Consider the following 26,856-nt stretch of genomic DNA (forward strand, 5'->3'; position numbering starts at 1 on the left):
TATGGTCAAGCCTCACGGGCAATTAGTATTGGTTAGCTCAACGCCTCACAGCGCTTACACACCCAACCTATCAACGTCGTAGTCTTCGACGGCCCTTCAGGGGACTCAAGGTCCCAGTGAGATCTCATCTTGAGGCTAGTTTCCCGCTTAGATGCTTTCAGCGGTTATCTATTCCGAACATAGCTACCCGGCAATGCCACTGGCGTGACAACCGGAACACCAGAGGTTCGTCCACTCCGGTCCTCTCGTACTAGGAGCAGCCCCTCTCAAATCTCAAACGTCCACGGCAGATAGGGACCGAACTGTCTCACGACGTTCTAAACCCAGCTCGCGTACCACTTTAAATGGCGAACAGCCATACCCTTGGGACCGGCTTCAGCCCCAGGATGTGATGAGCCGACATCGAGGTGCCAAACACCGCCGTCGATATGAACTCTTGGGCGGTATCAGCCTGTTATCCCCGGAGTACCTTTTATCCGTTGAGCGATGGCCCTTCCATACAGAACCACCGGATCACTAAGACCTACTTTCGTACCTGCTCGACGTGTCTGTCTCGCAGTCAAGCGCGCTTTTGCCTTTATACTCTACGACCGATTTCCGACCGGTCTGAGCGCACCTTCGTACTCCTCCGTTACTCTTTAGGAGGAGACCGCCCCAGTCAAACTACCCACCATACACTGTCCTCGATCCGGATAACGGACCTGAGTTAGAACCTCAAAGTTGCCAGGGTGGTATTTCAAGGTTGGCTCCACGCGAACTGGCGTCCACGCTTCAAAGCCTCCCACCTATCCTACACAAGCAAATTCAAAGTCCAGTGCAAAGCTATAGTAAAGGTTCACGGGGTCTTTCCGTCTAGCCGCGGATACACTGCATCTTCACAGCGATTTCAATTTCACTGAGTCTCGGGTGGAGACAGCGCCGCCATCGTTACGCCATTCGTGCAGGTCGGAACTTACCCGACAAGGAATTTCGCTACCTTAGGACCGTTATAGTTACGGCCGCCGTTTACCGGGGCTTCGATCAAGAGCTTCGCGTTAGCTAACCCCATCAATTAACCTTCCGGCACCGGGCAGGCGTCACACCCTATACGTCCACTTTCGTGTTTGCAGAGTGCTGTGTTTTTAATAAACAGTCGCAGCGGCCTGGTATCTTCGACCGGCATGGGCTTACGGAGCAAGTCCTTCACCCTCACCGGCGCACCTTCTCCCGAAGTTACGGTGCCATTTTGCCTAGTTCCTTCACCCGAGTTCTCTCAAGCGCCTTGGTATTCTCTACCCAACCACCTGTGTCGGTTTGGGGTACGGTTCCTGGTTACCTGAAGCTTAGAAGCTTTTCTTGGAAGCATGGCATCAACCACTTCGTCATCTAAAAGATAACTCGTCATCAGCTCTCGGCCTTAAGATCCCGGATTTACCTAAGATCTCAGCCTACCACCTTAAACTTGGACAACCAACGCCAAGCTGGCCTAGCCTTCTCCGTCCCTCCATCGCAATAACCAGAAGTACAGGAATATTAACCTGTTTTCCATCGACTACGCTTTTCAGCCTCGCCTTAGGGACCGACTAACCCTGCGTCGATTAACGTTGCGCAGGAAACCTTGGTCTTTCGGCGTGGGTGTTTTTCACACCCATTATCGTTACTCATGTCAGCATTCGCACTTCTGATACCTCCAGCAAGCTTCTCAACTCACCTTCACAGGCTTACAGAACGCTCCTCTACCGCATCACCTAAGTGATACCCGTAGCTTCGGTGTATGGTTTGAGCCCCGTTACATCTTCCGCGCAGGCCGACTCGACTAGTGAGCTATTACGCTTTCTTTAAAGGGTGGCTGCTTCTAAGCCAACCTCCTAGCTGTCTAAGCCTTCCCACATCGTTTCCCACTTAACCATAACTTTGGGACCTTAGCTGACGGTCTGGGTTGTTTCCCTTTTCACGACGGACGTTAGCACCCGCCGTGTGTCTCCCATGCTCGGCACTTGTAGGTATTCGGAGTTTGCATCGGTTTGGTAAGTCGGGATGACCCCCTAGCCGAAACAGTGCTCTACCCCCTACAGTGATACATGAGGCGCTACCTAAATAGCTTTCGAGGAGAACCAGCTATCTCCGAGCTTGATTAGCCTTTCACTCCGATCCACAGGTCATCCGCTAACTTTTCAACGGTAGTCGGTTCGGTCCTCCAGTTAGTGTTACCCAACCTTCAACCTGCCCATGGATAGATCGCCCGGTTTCGGGTCTATTCCCAGCGACTAGACGCCCTATTAAGACTCGCTTTCGCTACGCCTCCCCTATTCGGTTAAGCTCGCCACTGAAAATAAGTCGCTGACCCATTATACAAAAGGTACGCAGTCACAGAACAAAGTCTGCTCCCACTGCTTGTACGCATACGGTTTCAGGATCTATTTCACTCCCCTCTCCGGGGTTCTTTTCGCCTTTCCCTCACGGTACTAGTTCACTATCGGTCAGTCAGTAGTATTTAGCCTTGGAGGATGGTCCCCCCATATTCAGACAAAGTTTCTCGTGCTCCGTCCTACTCGATTTCATGACTAAGAGATTTTCGCGTACAGGGCTATCACCCACTATGGCCGCACTTTCCAGAGCGTTCCGCTAATCTCAAAGCCACTTAAGGGCTAGTCCCCGTTCGCTCGCCACTACTAAGGGAATCTCGGTTGATTTCTTTTCCTCAGGGTACTTAGATGTTTCAGTTCCCCTGGTTCGCCCCTTACACCTATGTATTCAGTGTAAGGTAACCATCTTATGATGGCTGGGTTCCCCCATTCAGACATCTCCGGATCAAAGTCTGTTTGCCGACTCCCCGAAGCTTTTCGCAGGCTACCACGTCTTTCATCGCCTCTGACTGCCAAGGCATCCACCGTATGCGCTTCTTCACTTGACCATATAACCCCAAGCAATCTGGTTATACTGTGAAGACGACATTCGCCGAAAATTCGATACTCTCAATTAAGAGAACTCACAAATTTTACCTTAGCCTGATCCGTTACCAGTGAAAGTAACGTTCAGTCTATCTTTCTATCACATACCCAAATTTTTAAAGAACGATCTAATCAAAGACTAGAAATCAACATTCACCATCATCACGATGGAATGCTCATTTCTAAGCTTTCAACTTCCAGAAGCAGTAGTGGTGGAGCCAAACGGGATCGAACCGTTGACCTCCTGCGTGCAAGGCAGGCGCTCTCCCAGCTGAGCTATGGCCCCGTATTTCTACAGGCGTTTCCCACACAAAATTGGTGGGTCTGGGCAGATTCGAACTGCCGACCTCACCCTTATCAGGGGTGCGCTCTAACCAACTGAGCTACAGACCCAATTTCGGGCTGCTTCTTATCGTCTTCTTCAATGAATCAAGCAATTCGTGTGGGAACTTATGGAGCAGCTGATGTCGTCGATTAAGGAGGTGATCCAGCCGCAGGTTCCCCTACGGCTACCTTGTTACGACTTCACCCCAGTCATGAATCACACCGTGGTAACCGTCCTCCCGAGGGTTAGACTAGCTACTTCTGGTGCAACCCACTCCCATGGTGTGACGGGCGGTGTGTACAAGGCCCGGGAACGTATTCACCGCGACATTCTGATTCGCGATTACTAGCGATTCCGACTTCACGCAGTCGAGTTGCAGACTGCGATCCGGACTACGATCGGTTTTCTGGGATTAGCTCCACCTCGCGGCTTGGCAACCCTCTGTACCGACCATTGTAGCACGTGTGTAGCCCAGGCCGTAAGGGCCATGATGACTTGACGTCATCCCCACCTTCCTCCGGTTTGTCACCGGCAGTCTCCTTAGAGTGCCCACCATAACGTGCTGGTAACTAAGGACAAGGGTTGCGCTCGTTACGGGACTTAACCCAACATCTCACGACACGAGCTGACGACAGCCATGCAGCACCTGTCTCAATGTTCCCGAAGGCACCAATCTATCTCTAGAAAGTTCATTGGATGTCAAGGCCTGGTAAGGTTCTTCGCGTTGCTTCGAATTAAACCACATGCTCCACCGCTTGTGCGGGCCCCCGTCAATTCATTTGAGTTTTAACCTTGCGGCCGTACTCCCCAGGCGGTCAACTTAATGCGTTAGCTGCGCCACTAAGAGCTCAAGGCTCCCAACGGCTAGTTGACATCGTTTACGGCGTGGACTACCAGGGTATCTAATCCTGTTTGCTCCCCACGCTTTCGCACCTCAGTGTCAGTATTAGTCCAGGTGGTCGCCTTCGCCACTGGTGTTCCTTCCTATATCTACGCATTTCACCGCTACACAGGAAATTCCACCACCCTCTACCATACTCTAGTCAGTCAGTTTTGAATGCAGTTCCCAGGTTGAGCCCGGGGATTTCACATCCAACTTAACAAACCACCTACGCGCGCTTTACGCCCAGTAATTCCGATTAACGCTTGCACCCTCTGTATTACCGCGGCTGCTGGCACAGAGTTAGCCGGTGCTTATTCTGTCGGTAACGTCAAAACAATCACGTATTAGGTAACTGCCCTTCCTCCCAACTTAAAGTGCTTTACAATCCGAAGACCTTCTTCACACACGCGGCATGGCTGGATCAGGCTTTCGCCCATTGTCCAATATTCCCCACTGCTGCCTCCCGTAGGAGTCTGGACCGTGTCTCAGTTCCAGTGTGACTGATCATCCTCTCAGACCAGTTACGGATCGTCGCCTTGGTGAGCCATTACCTCACCAACTAGCTAATCCGACCTAGGCTCATCTGATAGCGCAAGGCCCGAAGGTCCCCTGCTTTCTCCCGTAGGACGTATGCGGTATTAGCGTCCGTTTCCGAACGTTATCCCCCACTACCAGGCAGATTCCTAGGCATTACTCACCCGTCCGCCGCTCTCAAGAGAAGCAAGCTTCTCTCTACCGCTCGACTTGCATGTGTTAGGCCTGCCGCCAGCGTTCAATCTGAGCCATGATCAAACTCTTCAGTTCAAACATCTTTGGGTTTTTAAGAAACCCTAAACTTGGCTCAGCAATCGTTGGTTACATCTTTGATTTCTCGCGGAGTAACTTGTGATGCTGATAATCTTGTTGACTATCAGTCTGACTCCACAAGCACCCACACGAATTGCTTGATTCAGTTGTTAAAGAGCGGTTGGTTAAGATCTTTCGTCTCAACCGAGGCGCGCATTCTACAGCAGCCTCATTTGCTGTCAAGTGATTATTTTCAGAAGTTTTCGAGGATTTCCTCAACAACTTCAACCACTTGCGCTTCCGATCTCTCGTTAGCGGGAGGCGAATTCTACAGCGTTACACGCTGCTGTCAACACCTCTTTTTCTCCGCTTTCGACCGAGAGGATCGAAACGTTAATAGAGCCAAACTACGCTGCCCTACCAACTCCTTCTGGGCTTCGATGAACTGAAGCAGGTCGCTGTCGAATCTTGCATAACTCTTTGTTTACCAAGGAGTTTTCCGTTTCGACTGCGCCGGAAGTGGGGCGAATTATAGACTTCCAGAATCTGCCGTCAACCTTTAATTTTGCCTTTCTATCAATTAGTTAGAGCTGATTAAAAAACCATCAAACCTGACGCCTTTTACGCGTCTATATAGAAGAGACTACTTAGATAACACCCAACGCCCTCAATGAGGCCACATTCGCCGCCCCCAACCCCAATACGTCCTGCAACACCCGTTCGGTGTGCTCTCCCAATAGAGGAGGCGCACTACGGTACTCCACAGGCGTCTTGGACAACCGGATCGGACTAGCAACCTGAGGCACCGCCCCCGCCAATGCATGAGGCAACGCGATGGCCAACCCCCGCGCCTTGACCTGCGGGTCGGCAAACACCTGCGCCAGATCATTGATAGGCCCACAAGGTACGCCAACCTGCTCCAGCAGCGAGACCCACTCAGTCGTCGTCTTGAAGACCGTAGCCTGGCGAATCAATGGGATCAGCTCCGCACGATTAGCCACCCGCAGCTTGTTAGTAGAGAAACGCGGATCATCTGCCCACTGCGGCTGCCCGGCCACCTCTGCAAACTTGCGGAACTGTCCGTCATTGCCCACGGTCAGGATGAAATCACCATCGGCAGTAGGAAAGTCCTGATAAGGCACGATATTAGGATGAGCATTACCAAGCCGCTTGGGCGCCAATCCTGTCGTCAGGTAATTCATGGCCTGGTTAGCCAGACACGCCACCTGAACATCGAGCAACGCCATATCGATATGCTGCCCACCGTCCTCATGATCCCGATGAGCCAGCGCTGCCAGGATCGCCACAGTCGAATAAAGCCCCGTGAGAATATCAGTCAACGCCACGCCAACTTTCACCGGCCCTGCGCCATCATCCCCCTCGGCTCGACCGGTCAGACTCATCAGCCCACCCAACCCCTGGATCATGAAGTCATAACCCGCACGCGTCGCGTATGGCCCCGTCTGGCCGAAGCCCGTGATCGAGCAATAGATCAACTCTGGATTGGCCTCCTTGAGCGACTCGTAGTCCAGCCCATACGCCGCGAGACCACCCACTTTGAAGTTCTCGATCAGGATATCGGACTTGGCCGCCAGATCGCGCACCAGCTTCTGCCCTTCAGGCCGCGTGAAGTCGATAGTCACCGACTCTTTATTGCGATTGGCCGACAGGTAGTACGCCGCCTCGCTGGTATTTTCACCATTGGCATCTTTAAGGAAGGGCGGCCCCCAGGCGCGCGTATCGTCACCGTTACCGGGCCGTTCGACCTTGATGACCTCAGCCCCTAGGTCAGCAAGGATCTGCCCGGCCCAGGGGCCCGCGAGCACTCGCGATAAATCCAGTACCCGCAGGTGGGAAAGCGCGCCCATGCCCATGCTCCTATTAATAGAACGCCTGAAGACCGGTTTGCGCACGCCCCAGAATCAAGGCATGCACGTCATGAGTACCTTCATAGGTATTCACCACCTCCAGGTTGACCAAGTGTCGCGCCACCCCGAACTCATCGGAGATACCGTTTCCACCCAGCATGTCCCGCGCCATACGAGCGATGTCCAGGGACTTGCCGCAGGAGTTGCGCTTCATGATCGATGTAATCTCGACCGCCGCCGTGCCCTCATCCTTCATCCGCCCCAAACGCAGGCAACCTTGCAGGGCGAGGGTGATCTCGGTCTGCATGTCGGCGAGCTTCTTCTGGATCAACTGGGTAGCCGCCAATGGACGACCGAACTGCTGACGATCAAGGGTGTACTGGCGAGCGGTGTGCCAGCAGGCCTCGGCAGCGCCCAATGCGCCCCAGGAGATGCCATAACGCGCTGAGTTAAGACAGGTAAACGGCCCCTTCAAACCACGCACGTCCGGGAAGATGTTCTCTTCCGGCACAAATACATTGTCCATGACGATTTCGCCGGTGATGGAGGCGCGCAGACCGACCTTGCCGTGAATCGCCGGAGCACTCAGCCCTTTCCAGCCTTTCTCCAGGACAAACCCACGTATATCGCCGGCATCGTCTTTGGCCCACACCACAAATACGTCAGCAATCGGGCTATTGGTGATCCACATCTTGGCGCCGGTCAGGCTGTAGCCGCCATCCACCTTGCGCGCACGCGTAATCATCGCGCCTGGATCGGAACCGTGGTCAGGCTCTGTCAGACCAAAGCAACCAATCCACTCACCCGACGCCAATTTCGGCAAATATTTCTGCTTTTGCGCCTCAGTACCAAACTCGTTGATCGGCACCATCACCAGGGAGGACTGCACACTCATCATCGAGCGATATCCGGAGTCGATTCGCTCCACTTCGCGAGCAATCAGCCCGTAGCTGACGTAGTTCAAACCACTGCCGCCGTACTGCTCGGGAATCATCGCGCCGAGCAAGCCGGTTTCGCCCATCTCACGAAAAATGGCCGGGTCGGTCTTTTCATGGCGGAAAGCTTCAAGCACACGAGGCGCCAACTTGTCCTGAGCGAATTGCTCAGCACTGTCGCGCACCATGCGCTCTTCTTCGGTGAGCTGTTGATCCAGCAGAAGTGGATCGATCCAATTGAAGCTTGCCTTGCCAGCCATGAATAAGTCCTCGTGAAGAAAATCAGAAGTCGTGCACTGAGCCTAGGCCGTACATACCCGCAGAGCAAACGAGGTTTCTGCATAGGCTTGTGCTAATTTATCACTTCGTAACCATCGCAAAAGGCGCAGAAGCGCTTTATAAGTGAGCACAAGGTACATGCGCAGAAAAATCCCCAGCACCACCGCCCTTGTCAGCTTTGAAGCCGCAGCCCGTCACGAGAGCTTTACCAAGGCGGCGCAGGAGCTTTCCATCACCCAAGGCGCTATTTGCCGACAGATCGCCAGCCTTGAGGATTTTTTAAGTGTCGAGCTGTTTCGACGCTCACGACGCGGAGTGAAGCTGACCGAAGCAGGATTGTCTTACAGCCGTCGAGTCGCGACGCAATTGGATGCCGTGGAGCGCGATACCTTGTCCGTGATGGGGCAGCAGGGCACCAACGTCATTGAGCTGGCCGTGGTACCCACCTTTGGTACGCAGTGGCTGATTCCCCGCCTTAGAGACTTTCAATGCCAGCACCCGGAAGTCACGGTGAACCTCACTAACCGCACACGCCCCTTTTTGTTTGCCGATACCGAATTCGATGCCGCCATCTACTTCGGTGATGCCGACTGGTCAGGGACCGAATCTCACAGGCTGATGGGAGAAAACCCCGTCCCCGTCTGCAGCCCCAGGCTGCTGGGCGCGCGGTCCCACTTCAGCCCCCAGGAAATCGCAGAGTTGCCGCTGCTTCAGCAGACCACTCGACCCTATGCCTGGCGTCAATGGTTCAACGCCCAGCAGTTGAATGTCCCCCGCGACATGACAGGCCCTCGTTACGAGCTATTCTCGATGTTGTCCCAGGCTGCCATGCATGACATGGGCATTGCGCTGATCCCACCGTTCCTTATCCAACGAGAGCTGGCAGACAAAGCCTTGGTGGTCGCAAGCCTTGAGGCACTGAGTAGCTCGAAGGCTTATTACTTGATGATTCCAGAGCGGAAAGTCGAATCCGCATCGTTGCGTGCATTCAGGGATTGGCTGATCGACCAGTCAGAACGTTACAGCCCCAACGCTTAAAGGCTAAAGAGCCAATACTGACTTTGTAGTCAGCTAGATGATAGCCCTACAGATATATGTATATGTCGCTTTTAAGCAAACTGTACCGATCGCACAACAATAAGGCTCAAAGCCATGATCCTCATGGCGTCCAGCGACTATTGCTGCCCAATATCCGAGCATTCACACCAACCATGGCAATGAACTACAAAAACGCACGAAACCATTTAATCCATTGTATTTAAACAAGTTATATCTTTATGTTGCGACAATCAGTCACAGGATGACTTGTAGTTAATTTTTCGTCACCCGTCATAATTCCTTGAAGGCCGTAAAGTTCGCCTGCAAAATGCCGCGCCCCGCTGTCATTTCAGCGGGATCGTGCTGATCGGCCGCCCCAGATGCGCCACTCACGGTGCGCTGGCCTTTTTACAATAAGATCAAAAGCAAAAAGATCATGCAGGAGATTTGACGTGCACATTGGTGTTCCTCTCGAAACCCAGACCGGTGAAACGCGGGTGGCTGCCACCCCGGAAACCATCAAGAAGCTGATCGGCCAGGGCCATAAGGTCACTGTACAAAGCGGAGCGGGTATTAAAGCCAGCATCGTCGACAGTGCCTATGAAACGGCAGGTGCAACCATTGGCAGCGCCAGCGATGCATTTGGCGCGGAGCTGATCCTCAAAGTGGTGGCCCCCAGCGACAGCGAACTGACGCTGATCAAAAGCGGCACCGTGTTGGTGGGCATGCTCAATCCGTTCAGCAACGAAACCATCGCCAAACTGGCCGAGCAGGGCATCACAGCCTTCGCGCTCGAAGCCGCGCCGCGAACTTCACGGGCCCAGAGCCTTGATGTGTTGTCGTCCCAGGCCAACATCGCCGGTTACAAGGCCGTGTTGCTCGCCGCTCATCACTACCCACGCTTCATGCCAATGCTGATGACCGCCGCCGGTACGGTAAAAGCCGCACGCGTGCTGATCCTCGGCGCTGGCGTCGCGGGCCTGCAGGCCATCGCCACGGCGAAACGTCTGGGGGCAGTGATCGAAGCGTCTGACGTGCGCCCGGCCGTGAAGGAGCAGATCGAATCCCTCGGCGCCAAGTTCGTCGACGTGCCCTACGAAACCGATGAAGAGCGTGAATGCGCCGTCGGCGTCGGCGGTTACGCGCGACCGATGCCGAGCAGTTGGATGCAACGCCAGGCCCTGGCCGTGCACGAACGCGCCACGCAGGCGGACATCGTCATCACCACCGCCCTGATCCCGGGCCGCAAGGCACCGACCTTGCTCAGCGCCGAGACCGTCGCGCAAATGAAGCCCGGCTCGGTGGTCATCGACCTTGCCGCAGCCCAAGGCGGCAACTGCCCGCTCACTGTCGCCGACCAAGTGGTGGTGGAGAACGGTGTGACCATCTGTGGCCCGACCAACCTCGCCGGCGCGGTCGCCGCCGACGCCTCGGCCCTGTATGCGCGCAACCTGCTGGACTTCCTGAAGCTGGTGTTCACCAAGGACGGGCAGTTTGAAATCAACCTCGAAGACGACATCGTCGCCGCGTGCCTGATGTGCCGCGACGGCCAAGTCATCCGCAAAAACGCCTAAGCAGGGATTCAGACGATGGAAGAGCTTATCTCCCCCGGTATCTACAACCTGATCATCTTCGTGCTGGCGATTTATGTCGGTTACCACGTGGTCTGGAACGTTACCCCCGCACTGCACACGCCACTGATGGCGGTGACCAACGCAATCTCGGCGATCGTGATCGTCGGCGCCATGCTGGCCGCTGCGCTGACCGTGACACCACTGGGCAAGACCATGGGCACCCTGGCCGTGGCCCTGGCGGCAGTCAACGTGTTCGGCGGCTTCCTGGTGACCCGCAGGATGCTTGAGATGTTCAAGAAGAAAGCCCCGAAAGTAAAAGAAGAGGCGCCGAAGTAATGAGCATGAATCTTGTCACGACGCTTTATCTGATCGCGTCGATCTGTTTCATCCAGGCCCTCAAAGGCCTGTCGCACCCGACCACTTCGCGGCGCGGCAACCTGTTCGGCATGCTCGGTATGGCGCTGGCGGTACTCACCACCGTCGGCCTCATCTATAAGTTGGGCGCGGAGCTTGCCACCGCCGGCATCGGCTACGTCATCGTTGGCCTGCTGATCGGCGGCACCGCCGGTTCGATCATGGCCAAGCGCGTGGAAATGACCAAGATGCCGGAACTGGTCGCCTTCATGCACAGCATGATCGGCCTGGCCGCGGTGTTTATCGCCATTGCCGCCGTGGTCGAACCGCAATCCCTGGGCATCGTCAAACACCTGGGCGATGCGATCCCTGCCGGTAACCGCCTGGAGCTGTTCCTCGGTGCCGCCATCGGTGCCATCACCTTCTCCGGCTCGGTGATCGCCTTCGGCAAGCTGTCGGGCAAGTACAAGTTCCGCCTGTTCCAAGGCGCACCGGTACAGTTCGGTGGTCAGCACAAATTGAACCTGGTGTTTGGCCTGGCCACGCTGGGCCTGGGCCTGACCTTCATGCTCACCGGCAACCTTACCGCCTTCGCGCTGATGCTGGCCCTGGCCTTCGTGCTGGGTGTGCTGATCATCATCCCGATCGGCGGTGCCGATATGCCGGTGGTGGTGTCGATGCTCAACAGCTATTCGGGCTGGGCAGCGGCAGGGATCGGCTTCTCGCTGAATAACTCGATGCTGATCATCGCCGGTTCCCTGGTGGGCTCCAGCGGCGCGATCCTGTCCTACATCATGTGCAAGGCGATGAACCGCTCCTTCTTTAATGTACTGCTCGGCGGTTTCGGCAATGCGCCGGATGCCGGTGCCGCGGCCGGCTCGAAAGAAGCGCGCCCGGTGAAATCCGGCTCGGCCGACGACGCCACGTTCCTGCTGACCAACGCCGATACCGTGATCATCGTGCCGGGTTACGGCCTGGCGGTCGCCCGAGCGCAGCATGCGCTTAAAGAGTTGACCGAAAAACTGACCCATCGCGGCGTCACCGTGAAGTATGCGATCCACCCGGTGGCCGGCCGTATGCCCGGACACATGAACGTATTGCTGGCCGAAGCGGAAGTGCCATACGACCAGGTGTTCGAGATGGAAGACATCAACTCCGAATTCGGCCAGGCCGATGTGGTGCTGGTGTTGGGGGCCAACGACGTGGTCAACCCGGCGGCGAAGAACGATCCAAACTCGCCGATTGCCGGCATGCCGATCCTGGAAGCGTTCAAGGCCAAGACCATCATCGTCAACAAGCGCTCGATGGCCAGCGGCTATGCCGGCCTGGACAACGAGCTGTTCTACCTGGACAAAACCATGATGGTTTTCGGCGACGCCAAGAAGGTTATCGAAGACATGGTCAAGGCCGTCGAGTAACACTGCGCCAGCGCAATACCCGAAACCCTGGCCTCCAGTAGGCTAGGGTTTTTTATTGCCGCATGAAAACCGACCAAAGGCCCTAAATCACTGCCCGGCATTCGACCATGGTAGCGGGCCGAAAACTTTTGAAATCACTAAACTGCGCACCTTGCCTCCGTATCTCGAGATAACAATCCATGTACCGTGATCGTATCCGCTTGCCTTCGCTGTTGAACAAGGTCATGAGCGCGGCTGATGCCGCCGCACTGATCGAGGACGGCATGACCGTCGGCATGAGCGGCTTCACCCGTGCCGGTGAAGCCAAGGCCGTCCCCCAAGCACTGGCCGAGCGCGCCAAGATATCGCCGCTGAAAATCACCCTGATGACCGGCGCCAGTCTGGGCAACGACCTCGACAAGCAACTGACCGAAGCCGGCGTGCTATCGCGACGCATGCCGTTCCAGGTCGACAGCACCCTGCGCAAGGCGATCAATGCCGGCGAGGTGATGTTCATCGACCAGCATTTGTCGGAAACCGTCGAGCAACTGCGCAACAACCAGCTCAAGCTGCCTGACATCGCCGTGATCGAAGCCGTTGCGATCACTGAGCAAGGTCATATCGTGCCGACCACTTCCGTGGGCAACTCGGCCAGTTTCGCGATTTTCGCCAAGCAAGTGATCGTCGAGATCAACATGGCGCACCACTCGAACCTGGAAGGTCTGCACGACATCTACATTCCGACCTATCGGCCGACGCGCACGCCGATCCCGCTGGTAAAAGTCGACGACCGCATTGGCAGCACCGCGATCCCGATTCCGCCGGAGAAGATCGTCGCCATCGTCATCACCAACAAGCCCGACTCGCCTTCCACAGTGTCGTCGCCGGACGCCGAAACCCAAGGCATCGCCAGCCACCTGATCAACTTCCTCAAGCAGGAAGTGGACGCCGGCCGCATGACCAATAAGCTCGGCCCGCTGCAGGCCGGGATCGGCAACATCGCCAACGCCGTGATGTGTGGCTTGATCGATTCGCCGTTCGAAGACCTGACCATGTATTCGGAAGTGCTGCAGGACTCGACGTTCGACCTGATTGACGCCGGCAAGCTGACCTTCGCCTCCGGCAGTTCGATCACCTTGTCGGAGCGGCGCAACAGCAATGTGTTCGGCAACCTGGAGCACTACAAGGACAAACTGGTGCTGCGTCCACAGGAAATTTCCAACCACCCGGAAGTGGTTCGTCGCCTGGGCATCATCGCGATCAACACCGCGCTGGAATTCGACATCTACGGCAACGTCAACTCCACGCACGTGTGCGGGACCCGCATGATGAACGGGATTGGCGGCTCGGGCGACTTCGCTCGTAACGCTCACCTGGCGATCTTCGTCACCAAGTCGATTGCCAAGGGTGGGGCGATTTCCAGCGTGGTGCCGATGGTCAGCCACGTCGACCACACCGAGCATGACGTCGACATCCTAGTGACCGAGGTCGGCCTCGCTGACCTGCGTGGCCTGGCGCCACGTGAGCGCGCACGGGTAATCATCGACAACTGTGTGCATCCAGACTACCGCGACGCGCTGAACAAATACTTCACCGCCGCTTGTGCGATCGGTGGTCACACCCCGCACATCCTGCGTGAAGCCCTGAGCTGGCACATCAACCTGGAAGAAACCGGGCACATGCTCAAGGATTGATCGTTACACAACCGAGCTGATGCCCACACAGTTTCATCAGCTCGGTTGAATCACCCCTCCTTTTTTAAAAAACTGTACTGCTGTACCGGTCTTTTCCTACCGTACTATCCTACAAACTCCTGCCAAACAGCCTTTTTTGCACCGACTCAGTGCGGACAGGTACAGTTGCCCCGTTTCCGTACAGTACAGCCTCTATAAACAGTTAACTGGTCCCTCACAATACAGGTGAACTGTATCTAGAGAGTCTTGTGCGGGAGGAGGATCATGGGCACCAGTTAAACCACTACCTAATCCCGCCACAAGCGGAAGGATGTCATCATGGAACGTACACTCAGTTCCGAACTGTTCTCTGACAAAGCTGTAAACAACCACGCTGCCCTGCCTTTCCGCGTTCTTGCCAACCTGATGTTGTGGCAGCGCCGCATCTCCAGCCGCCACCAACTGGCTCGCCTGGATTCGCGTCTGCTGGCTGACGCAGGTATCAGCGAAGCTCAACGTTACGAAGAGCTGAGCAAGCCTTTCTGGCGCTGATTGGCGCTCGCTGGCACTGACCCACGGGTCCACAGCCAGCACTGATTTGTTAAACAAAGCCCGCCCCGGGAAACCGGAGGCGGGCTTTGTCGTTTCTGGGATTGAGCATTCAGCAGAGGAAACAGAGGCGGAACATACGAACAGATACAGTTTACGAATCATAAAAATAGAGCAGTACAATTTTATGTCGACAAATCGGTTTCGGTCGTTCTGAAGTGACCAGGCAGTCAAGAGACTTTCCGAACGGATAAACGGCGGCTTAATATCCCGCCATTACGTGGCGAGCCGTGTTGGAGGCGCGTCTGATCCCAAAGGCTGCCTTGCGCCACCTTATTTGTTCATCTACAGGAGTCATCCCATGTCCCGTCTTCGCCTGCTGAGTGCTGCTGCTCTGTTGGTCCTGGCTGCCAATGCCAATGCCAGCAGCTTCCTTGTGACCACTGACTCCATCGTCGGCGCACTGAAGGCCACTTCCGACGCCAGCTCCGACGCCACTTCGTCCCTGCGTGACAACAAGATCGTACGTGCCGCCCGTGACGACGCGGCCAGTTTTGTCGCCAGCGAAGGCGCCATCCGTGGCGTGAAACTGGAAAGCGCACTGGCCCAGATCCGCCACCAAGCCCCGCAACTGAGCGCCGCGACCGACACACAACTGGCCCAGGCCATCCTGGCTATCTGAATCGCAACGTCGCGGGAGCGTCGCCACGCTCCCGCGACGCCGCCACTGGCTCTCGCCCAGGCATTGCGCTAGCCTTGGCGCTCGCTTCCAGTTGTCGAATCCCATGGTTTTTTCATACCGCCTGTTAATCGTTCCAATGCTGCTTACTGCCTGCTGGTCGCCATTGGCTTCGGCTTTTGACGTGACTATCCAGAGCACCGTCTCGAGTGCGTACGCCACCAGTAAAGTGACCTCCGCACCCTTCGACAAAAAAGTTGTATTGGCCGCCCGGGACGACGCTGCCGCTTTTATCGCCACTGACGGCCAATGGCGCGGCGCACGACTGGAATCAGCGTTGGATTATCTGCGTCGCACCCAACCAAAACTTAACGCCAGCGACCTTGAACTGGCGCAAGCAATTCTCGTCCAATAATCACCTTTGTATTTCGGAGTCATTCCATGCGTAGCCCGCTGATCGCCGCCACCCTTGGCCTGCTGTTGTTGGCCGACGTTGCCCAGGCGCATACCCTGGTGGCCACCAGTAACATCATTGTCCGCGCCTCAGGCCGTACCATTGATTTCACCTCGGACACCACCACCTCCATCCGCGACTCCAAAGTCGTGCGCGAAGCCCACGATGACGCCGCCAGTTTCGTCGCCACCCACGGCGAGATCCGTGGCGCACAACTCGAAGCCGCGCTCGACACCCTGCGGACTCGCTTGCCGGAAGCCCGCGACGCCAGTGACCAGACCCTCGCCGAAGCCATTCTCGCTCTGTGAGGCGCCTTGTCGCCTGGCTCCTGGCCGGGATTGTGCTGCTGTGTGCCAGCGCAGCCCAGGCCGGCCTGCAACTGCGGCTCAAGACAGAAGGCTTGAGCCCGGCCGAGCAGCAGGCCAGCCAGGCATTGCTCGATGAGGCGATGCGCGCCTTGCCGCCGCGCTTTATCGAGCAGCTTGACCGGCGCATCGATGTCGGCTGGACCGACAAGATGCCCGACAACGCTTACGGCCAGGCGTCCCTGGTGTCCGAGCTGGACCTCAATAGCAACCTCCTCGCCAGCCTGACCGACGGCAGCGCCGCCACCCGTAAAACCAATCGTCCCCATGGCACCGTGCGCCGGGAAATGCTCGCCACCGTGCTACATGAACTGACCCACATCTATGACCGTGCACGTTTGTGGCCCAACGATGAGCGCGCGCTGATACGGCGTTGCAGCCGTCAGAACAGCATCACCGGGTTGATCGGCCTGCCGGATCAATGCCGTGGCCAGAATGATCGACGCTTCACCTTCAGCGATGATCCGCGCCTACTGGACCTGGCCGGCTGGCCGCAATATGTCGGCCGTCGCGGTGAACGCGAACAGCACAACCGCCAGGTCGCACGCAGCCCCGACATCTACGAAACCACCAGCCCGCTGGAGTTCGTCGCGGTCAACATGGAGTACTTCCTCCTCGACCCGAGCTACGCCTGTCGTCGCCCTGCGCTGTTCCGCTACTACAAGGATCACTTCGGTTGGGCGCCGCCCAAGCAGGACACCTGCGCCAAGACCTACGCATTCCTCAACGCCGGTAACGATTTCGCCAAGACACCGCTGGGCCACGTCGACCCGGAGCGCGTCTATGAAATCGACTACCTGCTGGCCGAAGCCAACCAGAACCTGGTCAGTCGCTGGGGCCACAGCATGTTGCGCCTGGTGATCTGCGCGCCCGGTCGCCCACGCGGTCCGGATTGCCGGCTGGACCTGGATCAACACCTGGTGTTGTCCTACCGCGCCTTCGTCGGTGACGTACAGCTATCGAGCTGGGACGGCCTGGTGGGCAAGTACCCGTCACGGCTGTTCGTGTTGCCATTGGCGCAAGTGATCGACGAATACACCAAGACCGAGCTGCGCGGCCTCGCGTCCGTGCCGCTGAAACTCACGCGCCAGGAAATCAACGACACCGTCGAGCACGCCGCCGAAATGCACTGGAGCTATGACGGCAACTATTACTTCCTGTCCAATAATTGCGCGGTCGAAAGCCTGAAGCTGTTGCGCAGCGGTAGCGCCAACCCGCAATTGACCGGGCTGGACAACATCACGCCCAATGGCCTGCTGGAAGTGCTGCAGGCCCGTGGCCTGGCCGATACCAGCGTACTGAATGACAAGCGCGAGGCGATGCGCCTGGGCTATCACTTCGACTCGTTCCGAGAGCGCTATCAAGCGATGTTCGACGTGCTGCGCAAGCACCTGCCGATCAAACAGACCCAGGTCGAAGACTGGTTGTCCCTCAGCGCCGCGGAGCGCCGTCAGTGGTTCGACCAGGCCGACCTGCGCACCAGCGCCGCCCTGTTGCTGCTGGAACAGGCGAGCTTTCGCAAGCAGTTGATGCTGGCCCAGGACGAAGTCAAACAACGCTACCTCGGTGCCCGCGAACTGAAAAACGGCGGCATGGAGAAAGCCAACGCCACGCTGCAACAAATCCTCGCCAACAGTGGCTTCCTCAGCCGTCCGGCGGAACTGCTGGGCAGCGGCGGCTATGGCCTGCCGCAACCGTCGGAGTCCAAGCGCCTGGAATCGGAAAGCGCCGAACGCCAGAAACAACTGCAGTCGCTCACTGGCGAGTTGGATAAAGAGGTGAGGGCGCTGCTGGACCCTTCCCGCGCCGCCGAAATCGCCGCCTGCGAAGCCAACCTCAAGCAGGTGGGCGAGCATCTTCGGTCACTGCATAAAGCCGCCGGCGGCCTCGAACTGCCGTAGCCGCCGCCGAGCACCTCCTATCGCCTGTTTGCCCAGCGAAAGCTGGCTGAAAGCTTACGCGTCTAGGATCGCCCCCACTGCCGGCAACAGACCGGCTGTTAACAACAACAATGGTGATTCCCGATGTCCGCCCGTACCCGCCTGTTCGCCCCCACTCCACCCGTACGCCTGGTGCCTTTCGTTCTGCGCTGACCCCACCCGGTTCGCCATTCCCTAGCCGCGCTACGCCTGGAGTATTCCTATGCTGACTTTCCTTGGCTTTGCCATGGTCATCACGTTCATGTTCCTGATCATGACCAAGCGCCTGTCCGCGCTGATCGCCCTGATCATCGTGCCGATCCTGTTCGCGCTGTTCGGCGGTTTTGCGCCGAAGATCGGCCCAATGATGCTCGAAGGCATCACCAAGCTCGCGCCGACCGGCGTGATGCTGATGTTCGCCATTCTCTATTTCGCCCTGATGATCGACTCCGGCCTGTTCGACCCGGCCGTGCGCAAGATCCTCAAGATGGTCAAGGGCGACCCGCTCAAAGTCTCGGTCGGCACCGCGGTGCTGGCCCTGGTGGTGTCACTCGACGGTGACGGCGCCACCACCTACATGATCTGCGTGGCCGCCATGCTGCCGCTGTACCAGCGCATCGGCATGAGCCCGCGGATCATGGCCGGCCTGATCATCCTCGCCGGCGGCGTGATGAACATGACCCCTTGGGGTGGCCCGACCGCCCGTGCCGCCAGTGCACTGCATGTGGACCCTTCGGATATTTTCGTCCCGATGATCCCGGCCATGGCTGCCGGTGTGCTGGCGATCCTGGTCATCGCTTACCTGTACGGCAAGCGCGAACGTGCACGCCTGGGCGAACTGCATCTGCAAGGCGACGAGATCGACCACAGCGAGATCAGCGTCTCGCAATTCCCGGACGCTCGCCGTCCCAAGCTGATCTGGTTCAACGGCGCCCTGACCCTGGCGCTGATGTGCACACTGATCGCCGGCCTGCTGCCGCTGCCCGTGTTGTTCATGGTGGCGTTCAGTATCGCGATGATCGTCAACTACCCATGCCTGCAACAGCAGAAAGACCGCGTCGCCGCGCATGCCGGCAGCGTATTGGCGGTGGTCGGGCTGATCTTCGCCGCGGGGATCTTCACCGGCATTCTGTCGGGCACCGGCATGGTCGATGCCATGTCCAAGAGCCTGCTGGCGGTCATTCCTGAAGCCATGGGCCCGTACCTGGCCGTGATCACCGCACTGGTGAGCATGCCGTTCACCTTCTTCATGTCCAACGATGCGTTCTACTACGGCGTACTGCCGGTACTCGCCGAGGCCGCCAGCCACTACGGCATCACCGCCGTGGAAATGGCCCGCGCATCCATCGTCGGCCAACCGGTACACTTGCTCAGCCCGCTGGTGCCGTCGACTTACCTGTTGGTCGCCCTGGCCGGTATCGAGTTTGGCGATCACCAACGCTTCACCCTGAAGTGGGCAGTACTGGTGTGCCTGTGCATAATGTTCGCCGCGTTGCTGATGGGGATTTTTCCGCTGTTCAGCACTCTATAATCGTACCGACTCACTCACCGCGCGGCGCTGCAGCTTGCGCGGTTTAACATTTGCTCAAAGGAATACACATGGAATGGCTGACCAATCCGGAAATCTGGATTGCCTTCTTCACCCTGACGGCCCTCGAGATCGTTCTGGGCATCGATAACATCATCATGATTTCGATCCTGGTCAGCCGCATGCCCAAGCACATGCAGGCGCGCACCCGGATCTTCGGCCTGGCCCTGGCCATGGTCACACGCATCCTGTTGCTGCTGTCGATCACGTGGGTCATGCGCCTGACCGACGACCTGTTCGTGGTTTTCGGCCAAGGCATTTCCGGTCGCGACCTGATCCTGTTCTTCGGTGGTTTGTTCCTGCTGTGGAAAAGCTCCCAGGAGATGTACCACGCCCTGGAAGGTGAAGACGAAACCCACGAGGAGCCGAAGGGCACCGGTGGCAAATTCATCTACACCATCATCCAGATCGCGATCATCGACATCGTGTTCTCCCTCGACTCGGTGATCACCGCTGTCGGTATGGTGTCCCACGTACCGGTGATGATCGCGGCGATCGTGGTCGCAGTACTGGTGATGATGCTGGCTGCGGGCACCATCAGCGAGTTCATCGACAAGCACCCGTCGCTGAAGATGCTGGCGCTGTCGTTCCTGGTGGTGGTGGGTACCGTGTTGATCGCTGAATCTTTCGATGTGCATGTGCCTAAAGGCTACGTCTACTTCGCCATGGCGTTCTCGCTGGCAGTGGAAGCGGTGAACATCAAGATGCGTACCGCCATCGCGAAAAAGAAAAAACAGCAGGACCCTGTGAAACTGCGCAAGGACATCCCGGGCCAATAACCCCGTCCCCGCACCCTCACACCCCCTGTAGGAGCGAGCTCGCTCGCGAAGAACCCAAAGACACCGCATCAACCCAGGCAATACGCGGTATCACTGACGTTTTTCGCGAGCCAAGCCCGCCCCACATATGACAGTTTTGTTTCAATCCCCACTTTAGCTATGCGATGCTGGCGCACAGCCCATTCGCCAACTACAGCTTAAGTACAAGACGTAGAACGGCACGCGGCAATTCTCATTGGCTCCGATGGGAGCCCACCCACACGGGGGGCCGAGCATGCTGACCTTGCTCAATCTGCTTTCCGCCGTGACCCTGCTGATCTGGGGCACGCACATCGTCCGTACCGGCATCCTGCGGGTCTACGGTTCCAACTTGCGTCAAGTCATCGGGCAGAACATGTCCAAGCGCTGGTTGGCGTTCGTCGCCGGTATCCTGGTGACGGCCATGGTGCAGAGCAGCAACGCCACCGCGATGCTGGTGACTTCCTTCGTCGGCCAGGGCCTGATGGGGCTGATGCCCGCCCTGGCGACCATGCTCGGGGCCGATGTCGGTACAGCGCTGATGGCGCGGGTGCTGACCTTTGACCTGTCGTGGCTATCGCCGCTGCTGATCTTTCTCGGGGTGATCTTCTTCCTGTCGCGCAAACAGACGCGGGCAGGGCAGTTGGGCCGGGTCGGGATCGGTCTCGGGCTGATCATCCTGGCGCTGCAATTGATCGTCGAAGCCGCCGGGCCGATCACCCATGCCCAGGGCGTGAAGGTGCTGTTCGCCTCATTGACCGGCGACATTTTGCTCGACGCGCTGGTCGGCGCCTTGTTCGCGATGATTTCCTACTCCAGCCTCGCCGCCGTATTGCTCACCGCCACTCTGGCCGGTGCCGGCGTGATCGGCTTGCACGTGGCCATCGGCCTGGTGATCGGCGCCAACATCGGCAGCGGCGTGCTGGCCTTTCTCAGCACCAGCATGCAGAACGCGGCCGGTCGCCAGGTGGCCCTGGGCAGCCTGTTGTACAAGCTGATCGGCCTGTTGCTGATCATCCCCGTGCTCGACCCACTGGTACTGTGGATGGACGGCCTGGACTACAGCGCCCAAGGCATGGTCATCACCTTCCACTTGCTCTACAACGTCAGCCGCTGCCTGATCCTGCTGCCCACCATTGGTCCGATGGCCCGCATCTGTGCGTGGCTGCTGCCGGAACGCGAAGAGACCACTGGCACAACCAAGCCTCGTCACCTGGACCTGACCGCCCTCGCCACACCCAGCCTGGCACTGGCCAACGCCGCGCGGGAAACCCTGCGCCTGGGCGACCTGATCGACAACATGCTCACCGCCATGCAGGAAGTGTTGCGCGGCAAACAGACCGCCATCACCCAGGAAATGCGCAGCCTCAGCGACGACGTCGAGGCGCTCTACAGCGCGATCAAACTCTACCTGGCGCAAATGCCCCGCGAAGACCTCAGCGAACAGGACAACCGCCGCTGGGCCGAAATCATCGAGCTGGCGATCAACCTGAAACTGGCGGGCGACCTGATCGAACGCATGCTGCGCAAAGTCCAGCAGCAGAAAACCTCCCAGCGCCGTCAATTCTCGGAAGTGGGCCTGGAAGAACTCACCGGTCTGCACAGCCAATTGATCGCCAACCTGCGCCTGGGCCTGTCGGTATTTCTCAGTGGCGACCCGGAAAGTGCCCGGCAGTTGCTGCGCGAGAAGCGTCGCTTTCGCGCCCAGGAACGCCGCCTGGCTCACGCCCACGTCAGCCGTTTGCAACGCAAGATCGTACAAAGCCTGGAGACCAGTTCCCTGCATCTGGAACTGATGGCCGACATGAAACGCTTGAACTCGTTGTTTTGCAGCAGTGCTTATGTAGTGTTAGAAACGTCCGACACCGGCGCGCTCTCCACCGAAGATATTGCCGACATCACACATTCGCCCTGAACGTAAGATGGCCCGTGAAGTCAGTTAAAGCTGACCTCACTCGCCAGGAAGCCAGTTATGCGTCGCCTGTTATTCGCCTGCCTGCTCATGGGCTGTGCCCATGCCTTTGCCTTTGACCGCCTGCAAGTCGAGGGCTACACCTTGCCCAACGGCCTGCAATTGCTGCTCAAGCCGGGCACCGAGCGTGGGCACGTGGCGATCCGCCTGGTGGTGGGCGTCGGCCTGGATGACTTCCCCTGCGAAGACAAAGAACTGCCGCACCTGCTCGAACACCTGCTGTTCAGCGGCCTCGACGGCGGCGGCGAAGCCGACCTGGAAGACCGCATGCAAGCCCTGGGCGGCGAGTGGAACGCCTACACCAGCAATGCCGACACCACCTTCGTGATCGAGGCGCCCGCGCAGAACCAGCGCAAGGTGCTCGACCTGCTGCTGGCAATCCTCACGCGCACCGAGCTGACCGACGCCACTGTCAGCGCGGCCAAACAGGTGGTCGAGCGCGAAGACGGCGGCCATTACTCCCACCTGCAACGCCTGCTCGACCGCCAGGATCTGGGCCACACCGCCAGCCATCAACTGGCCGTCGAACTGGGGCTTCAATGCGTCGAACGCGCCGAGGTCGATCACCTGACCCTCGACCAATTGAAGAGCCTGCGCACACACTGGTACGCCCCCAACAACATGACCCTGATCATCGTCGGTGACCTCGACAAACTGCTGCCGGCCTACCTGGAACGCACCTACGGCCAGCTCAAACCGGTAGAGCCCACCGAGCACTTGGCCCTGCCGGAAATCCAGCACGCCGCCGCCGGCCGCCGCGACCTGATCCGCGGCTGGCTGGGCGACAACGCCAAACTGCACTGGCTGTTCCCCGAGCCGGTGCTCGACGACCAGCACGATGAGACCTACGACCTGCTCAAGGATTACCTGGATTGGGCGCTGTACCGTGAACTACGCCTCAAGCATGGTTTGTCCTACGGGCCAAGGAGCGAACGCGAAGTGCTCGGCGGAGTTGGTTTCCTCAGCCTGAATGCCGACCTTGAGCGGGAAAACCTTCCCGAAGCCGAACAGGCGCTGCAAGACCTCAAGACCCAACTGCTCGACAACGGTCTTGACCCCGCCGTCTTCGCCCGCCTGCAACAAGCCGCCATCGCCCGCCAGGCCTGGGCCGTGCAGGGCAACAGCGCGCTGGCCGACTATTACTGGAGCGCCTCGGGCGACTATGACAACGGCCACTTCAGCGACCCGGTCAAACGCATCAAGGCCGTCAGCCTGGCGCAAACCAACCAGGCCATGCGCGAGCTGTTCAAGCAACCCGGCTACTGGCGCATCGAGAAACCGCTGCTGAGTGACGACATGCTCAGTTGGATCGGCGCCGGCGTACTCGGGCTGATTGCCATTGTGTTGATCGGCGTGCGGATTTATCGCAAACGGATCGCGTAATCAGGCACCGAACCCAGGGCTAAGACGTTATTCTGTGTAGGATTTTTTCCTACCAAGACTGTGAACCGCCGAATGCCGAACCTGACCCACTACATCCAGCGCGTCCTCGAACTGATGAAGCGCTATCCAGGGGTGATTGCACTCGGCGGTTTTATCTCCGGTGTGTGCAGCTTCATTCTGGTGGACCGCCAGCAGGGCATGGCCAGTTGGATCGCGGTGATCATGTTGGTGAGCTGGTTGTGGCTGATGCTGGAAAACAGCTTCACCCAGTTGTTCACCAAGGTCTTCAAGCGCGAAATCCCCGAACCGCTGCTGCGTTACGCGACCCAGATGATCCACCAGGAAAGTCTGTTTTTTGTATTGCCGTTCTTTTTCATCACCACCGCCTGGAACAGCGGCCAGTCGATTTTCACCGGCTTGCTCGGCGCGGCCGCACTGGTGTCGATCATCGACCCGCTCTACTACAAGTGGCTGGCACCCAAACGCTCGCTGTTTCTGGCGCTGCATACCCTGACCTTGTTCGCCGCGCTGCTCACCGCGCTGCCGATCATCCTGCACCTGACCACCGCCGAAAGTTACAAACTCGCCCTCGGCGTCGCCATGGCGTTGTCGATTCCGAGCCTGGCGGTGAGCTTGCCGCTGCGCAGCATCAAGGGCTGGGCCATGCTGCTGGGGGTCACGGCCGCCATTGGCTGCGCCGGCTGGTTCCTGCGCAGTTGGGTACCACCGGCCACCTTGTGGATGACCGAAGTGGCCATCAGCACCCAACTGCAAGACCGCACCCCCGGCGATGACCTCAAGGAAGTCAACGCCAACCAGTTGCGCAGTGGCGGGCTGTACGCCTACACCGCGATCAACGCCCCCCGTGGGCTGGATGAGCGGATCTACCACGTGTGGAAATTCAACGGCAAAGAGGTCGACCGCATCGCCCTGGATATCCACGGCGGGCGCAAAGAGGGCTACCGCGCCTGGACCCACAAACAGAATTTCCCGGGCGATCCGCTAGGGCGCTGGCAGGTTCAGGTGTTGACGGAAGACGGGCAGGTGATCGGCGTGCTGCGCTTCAAAGTGACTGACACAGCACAGACGGACAACCCAAAGTAGGCCGGATCGTGCTATTACGTAGGAATTGTGGATAGCCAGACAAGCTTGGAGCTTATGACCAGTAGTACGACGGCCGGCGCTGCCCATCTCGATACGTCCACCGCTCCTCCGTTACTCAGGATTACGGGGGACTGGACGCTTGCCCACTACGCCAGCCTGAAGAAGCTGTCGGACAAGCTCGACGGAAAATACGACGCCGGCGCGCGCATCGACCTCAACGGCCTCGGCGCCCTGGACACCGCTGGCGCCTCGCTGCTGGTGGAACTGCTGGGGCCGACCCGTATCGAGCAATCCGCCGAGCAGACCGATTGCAGCTTGTCCACCGCCGACCGCGCACTGCTCAAAACCGTCTATCGCTCACTCAATGATTTCTGCGTACCGGAAAAAGCGCCGGAAGAAGCCGCCGGCATCCAGTTGCTCGCGCGTATCGGCCGCGCCGTGGATGCCGTCTGGCAGGACAGCAAACAACTGCTGGGCTTTATCGGCCTCATCTTCGAGACCTTCGCCCGCAGCCTTTTCCGGCCCAAGCGCTGGCGCGTGACGCCGATGGTTGCGCATATCGAGCAGACCGGCCTCGACGCCGCGCCCATCGTCGCTTTGCTGACCTTTCTGGTGGGCGCCGTGGTGGCGTTCCTCGGCGCCACAGTGCTCAAGAACTTTGGCGCGACGATTTTTACCGTGGACCTGGTAGCGTTTTCCTTCCTACGGGAATTCGGCGTCTTGCTGACGGCCATCCTGATCGCCGGCCGCACTGCCAGTGCCTTTACCGCACAGATCGGCTCGATGAAGGCCAACGAAGAAATCGACGCCATCCGCACCCTGGGCCTGGACCCGATGGAGCTGCTGGTCTTGCCCCGCGTGCTGGCGCTGCTGGTGTCGCTGCCAATGCTGACGTTCCTAGCGATGCTCTCGGGGATTGTCGGCGGCGGGGTGGTGTGTGCGCTGACCCTGGATATTTCGCCGGCGATGTTCCTCTCGCTGCTGCAATCGGACATTGGCGTGAAGCATTTCCTCGTGGGCATGGTGAAAGCGCCGTTCTTTGCCTTCCTGATCGCCGCCATCGGTTGCCTGGAAGGCTTCAAGGTCAGCGGCAGCGCCGAGTCGGTCGGCGCCCACACCACCTCCGCCGTGGTGCAATCAATCTTTGTGGTGATCGTGCTCGACGCGGTCGCCGCGCTGTTCTTCATGGAGATGAGCTGGTGAGTCGCCTGCCCCGAGCGCCCAGCGAGGCGGTGATTGAAGTGCGTGGACTGTGCAACCGTTTTGGCAGCCAGAGCGTGCACGAGAACCTCGACCTGGATTTGTACAAGGGTGAGATCCTCGCGGTGGTCGGGGGCTCCGGCAGCGGCAAGTCGGTGCTGTTACGCAGCATCGTCGGCCTGCGCCGGCCCAGCGCGGGCGAGGTGCGGGTGTTCGGCAAGAACCTGTCGAGTCTGCCCGAGCAGGAGCGTTCCCTGGTGGAGCGACGCTTTGGCGTGTTGTTCCAGAAGGGCGCGCTGTTTTCCTCGCTGACCGTGACCGAGAACGTCGCCCTGCCGCTGATCGAACACGCCGGCCTGAGCCGCGCCGACGCCGAGCACCTGGCGGCGGTCAAGCTGGCCCTGGCCGGGTTGCCGCTGTCGGCGGCCGATAAATACCCGGCGTCGCTGTCCGGCGGCATGATCAAGCGCGCAGCCCTGGCTCGCGCGTTGGCGCTGGACCCGGACATCCTGTTTCTGGATGAGCCCACCGCCGGCCTCGACCCGATCGGCGCGGCGCAATTCGACCAACTGATCCTGACCCTGCGCGACGCGCTGGGCTTGAGCGTGTTCCTGGTCACCCACGACCTGGACACGCTGTACACCATCACCGACCGCGTGGCGGTGCTGTCGCAGAAGAAAGTGCTGGTGGCCGACGCCATCGATGTCGTCTCGGAAACCGACGACGCCTGGATTCACGAATACTTCCACGGCCCCCGTGGCCGCGCGGCATTGGATGCCGCTCAATCGCTCAACGAGGTATGAC

19 protein-coding genes, 2 tRNA genes and 2 rRNA genes are annotated in these 26,856 nt (G+C 58.4%); 17 read left to right on the plus strand and 6 right to left on the minus strand.

Annotated features, from left to right (window positions below):
• Position 1: 1 nt before the first annotated feature.
• The 6 genes from ACLH0J_RS03120 to ACLH0J_RS03145 form a co-directional block, all read right to left on the minus strand.
• A 23S ribosomal RNA gene (locus tag ACLH0J_RS03120) occupies positions 2 to 2,893 on the minus strand.
• A gap of 247 nt (positions 2,894 to 3,140) precedes the next feature.
• Positions 3,141 to 3,216 (minus strand) — tRNA-Ala (locus ACLH0J_RS03125).
• Between the two features lie 30 nt (positions 3,217 to 3,246).
• Positions 3,247 to 3,323 (minus strand) — tRNA-Ile (locus tag ACLH0J_RS03130).
• An 82-nt stretch (positions 3,324 to 3,405) separates the two neighbouring features.
• A 16S ribosomal RNA gene (locus tag ACLH0J_RS03135) occupies positions 3,406 to 4,942 on the minus strand.
• Together the 16S and 23S rRNA genes with 2 tRNA genes alongside form the textbook arrangement of a ribosomal RNA operon.
• Before the next feature lie 629 nt (positions 4,943 to 5,571).
• The gene (locus tag ACLH0J_RS03140) at positions 5,572 to 6,792 is read right to left on the minus strand and encodes a CaiB/BaiF CoA transferase family protein (protein ID WP_411390828.1); all 1,221 of its coding nucleotides are present in this window, start codon (positions 6,790 to 6,792) and stop codon (positions 5,572 to 5,574) included.
• A gap of 13 nt (positions 6,793 to 6,805) precedes the next feature.
• Entirely contained in the window at positions 6,806 to 7,987 is a 1,182-nt protein-coding gene (locus ACLH0J_RS03145; RefSeq protein ID WP_411390829.1) for an acyl-CoA dehydrogenase, read from the minus strand.
• Positions 7,988 to 8,144: 157 nt separating this feature from the next.
• Between ACLH0J_RS03145 and ACLH0J_RS03150 the strand changes: the two genes are divergently transcribed.
• From ACLH0J_RS03150 to ACLH0J_RS03230, 17 genes are all read left to right on the plus strand, one after another.
• Positions 8,145 to 9,044, plus strand: a complete 900-nt coding sequence (locus ACLH0J_RS03150) for a LysR family transcriptional regulator (protein WP_411390830.1) — start codon at positions 8,145 to 8,147, stop codon at positions 9,042 to 9,044.
• 452 nt (positions 9,045 to 9,496) lie between these two features.
• Complete coding sequence (locus ACLH0J_RS03155; RefSeq protein WP_411390831.1) at positions 9,497 to 10,618, plus strand: Re/Si-specific NAD(P)(+) transhydrogenase subunit alpha; 1,122 nt, start codon at positions 9,497 to 9,499, stop codon at positions 10,616 to 10,618.
• Positions 10,619 to 10,633: 15 nt separating this feature from the next.
• Entirely contained in the window at positions 10,634 to 10,954 is a 321-nt protein-coding gene (locus tag ACLH0J_RS03160) for an NAD(P) transhydrogenase subunit alpha (protein ID WP_003187417.1), read from the plus strand.
• Complete coding sequence (locus ACLH0J_RS03165; protein WP_411390832.1) at positions 10,954 to 12,390, plus strand: NAD(P)(+) transhydrogenase (Re/Si-specific) subunit beta; 1,437 nt, start codon at positions 10,954 to 10,956, stop codon at positions 12,388 to 12,390. The genes ACLH0J_RS03160 and ACLH0J_RS03165 overlap by 1 nt, the downstream gene beginning before the upstream one ends.
• 179 nt (positions 12,391 to 12,569) lie before the next feature.
• Positions 12,570 to 14,063 (plus strand): acetyl-CoA hydrolase/transferase family protein, encoded by a 1,494-nt coding sequence (locus ACLH0J_RS03170; RefSeq protein WP_411390833.1) that lies wholly within the window; start codon positions 12,570 to 12,572, stop codon positions 14,061 to 14,063.
• 318 nt (positions 14,064 to 14,381) lie between these two features.
• Entirely contained in the window at positions 14,382 to 14,594 is a 213-nt protein-coding gene (locus ACLH0J_RS03175) for a DUF1127 domain-containing protein (protein WP_411390834.1), read from the plus strand.
• 358 nt (positions 14,595 to 14,952) lie between these two features.
• On the plus strand, positions 14,953 to 15,273 hold the full coding sequence (locus ACLH0J_RS03180) for a DUF2388 domain-containing protein (RefSeq protein WP_411390835.1): 321 nt from the start codon (positions 14,953 to 14,955) through the stop codon (positions 15,271 to 15,273).
• Positions 15,274 to 15,376: 103 nt separating this feature from the next.
• Positions 15,377 to 15,685 carry a DUF2388 domain-containing protein gene (locus ACLH0J_RS03185; RefSeq protein WP_411390836.1) on the plus strand — a complete coding sequence of 103 codons (309 nt, stop codon included), beginning with the start codon at positions 15,377 to 15,379 and terminating at the stop codon, positions 15,683 to 15,685.
• A 26-nt stretch (positions 15,686 to 15,711) separates the two neighbouring features.
• Entirely contained in the window at positions 15,712 to 16,032 is a 321-nt protein-coding gene (locus ACLH0J_RS03190) for a DUF2388 domain-containing protein (protein WP_411390837.1), read from the plus strand.
• Complete coding sequence (locus ACLH0J_RS03195; protein WP_411390838.1) at positions 16,029 to 17,990, plus strand: DUF4105 domain-containing protein; 1,962 nt, start codon at positions 16,029 to 16,031, stop codon at positions 17,988 to 17,990. Before ACLH0J_RS03190 ends, ACLH0J_RS03195 begins: the two co-directional genes overlap by 4 nt.
• A 241-nt stretch (positions 17,991 to 18,231) precedes the next feature.
• Positions 18,232 to 19,539: a CitMHS family transporter gene (locus ACLH0J_RS03200; protein WP_010566738.1), complete on the plus strand. Its 1,308-nt coding sequence runs from the start codon at positions 18,232 to 18,234 to the stop codon at positions 19,537 to 19,539.
• Between the two features lie 68 nt (positions 19,540 to 19,607).
• Positions 19,608 to 20,375 carry a TerC family protein gene (locus ACLH0J_RS03205; protein ID WP_411390839.1) on the plus strand — a complete coding sequence of 256 codons (768 nt, stop codon included), beginning with the start codon at positions 19,608 to 19,610 and terminating at the stop codon, positions 20,373 to 20,375.
• Between the two features lie 274 nt (positions 20,376 to 20,649).
• Positions 20,650 to 22,308, plus strand: a complete 1,659-nt coding sequence (locus ACLH0J_RS03210) for a Na/Pi cotransporter family protein (RefSeq protein ID WP_411390840.1) — start codon at positions 20,650 to 20,652, stop codon at positions 22,306 to 22,308.
• 57 nt (positions 22,309 to 22,365) lie between these two features.
• Positions 22,366 to 23,748 (plus strand): M16 family metallopeptidase, encoded by a 1,383-nt coding sequence (locus tag ACLH0J_RS03215; protein ID WP_411390841.1) that lies wholly within the window; start codon positions 22,366 to 22,368, stop codon positions 23,746 to 23,748.
• Between the two features lie 72 nt (positions 23,749 to 23,820).
• Positions 23,821 to 24,852, plus strand: a complete 1,032-nt coding sequence (locus ACLH0J_RS03220) for a DUF5924 family protein (protein WP_411390842.1) — start codon at positions 23,821 to 23,823, stop codon at positions 24,850 to 24,852.
• A 54-nt stretch (positions 24,853 to 24,906) separates the two neighbouring features.
• A complete protein-coding gene (locus ACLH0J_RS03225) occupies positions 24,907 to 26,055 on the plus strand; it encodes an MlaE family lipid ABC transporter permease subunit (protein ID WP_411390843.1) in 1,149 nt (382 codons plus the stop codon).
• Positions 26,052 to 26,855, plus strand: a complete 804-nt coding sequence (locus ACLH0J_RS03230) for an ABC transporter ATP-binding protein (RefSeq protein WP_262051874.1) — start codon at positions 26,052 to 26,054, stop codon at positions 26,853 to 26,855. The genes ACLH0J_RS03225 and ACLH0J_RS03230 overlap by 4 nt, the downstream gene beginning before the upstream one ends.
• Position 26,856 lies beyond the last annotated feature (1 nt).

This window comes from Pseudomonas sp. MPB23, from assembly GCF_046605395.1.
Classification (GTDB): domain Bacteria; phylum Pseudomonadota; class Gammaproteobacteria; order Pseudomonadales; family Pseudomonadaceae; genus Aquipseudomonas.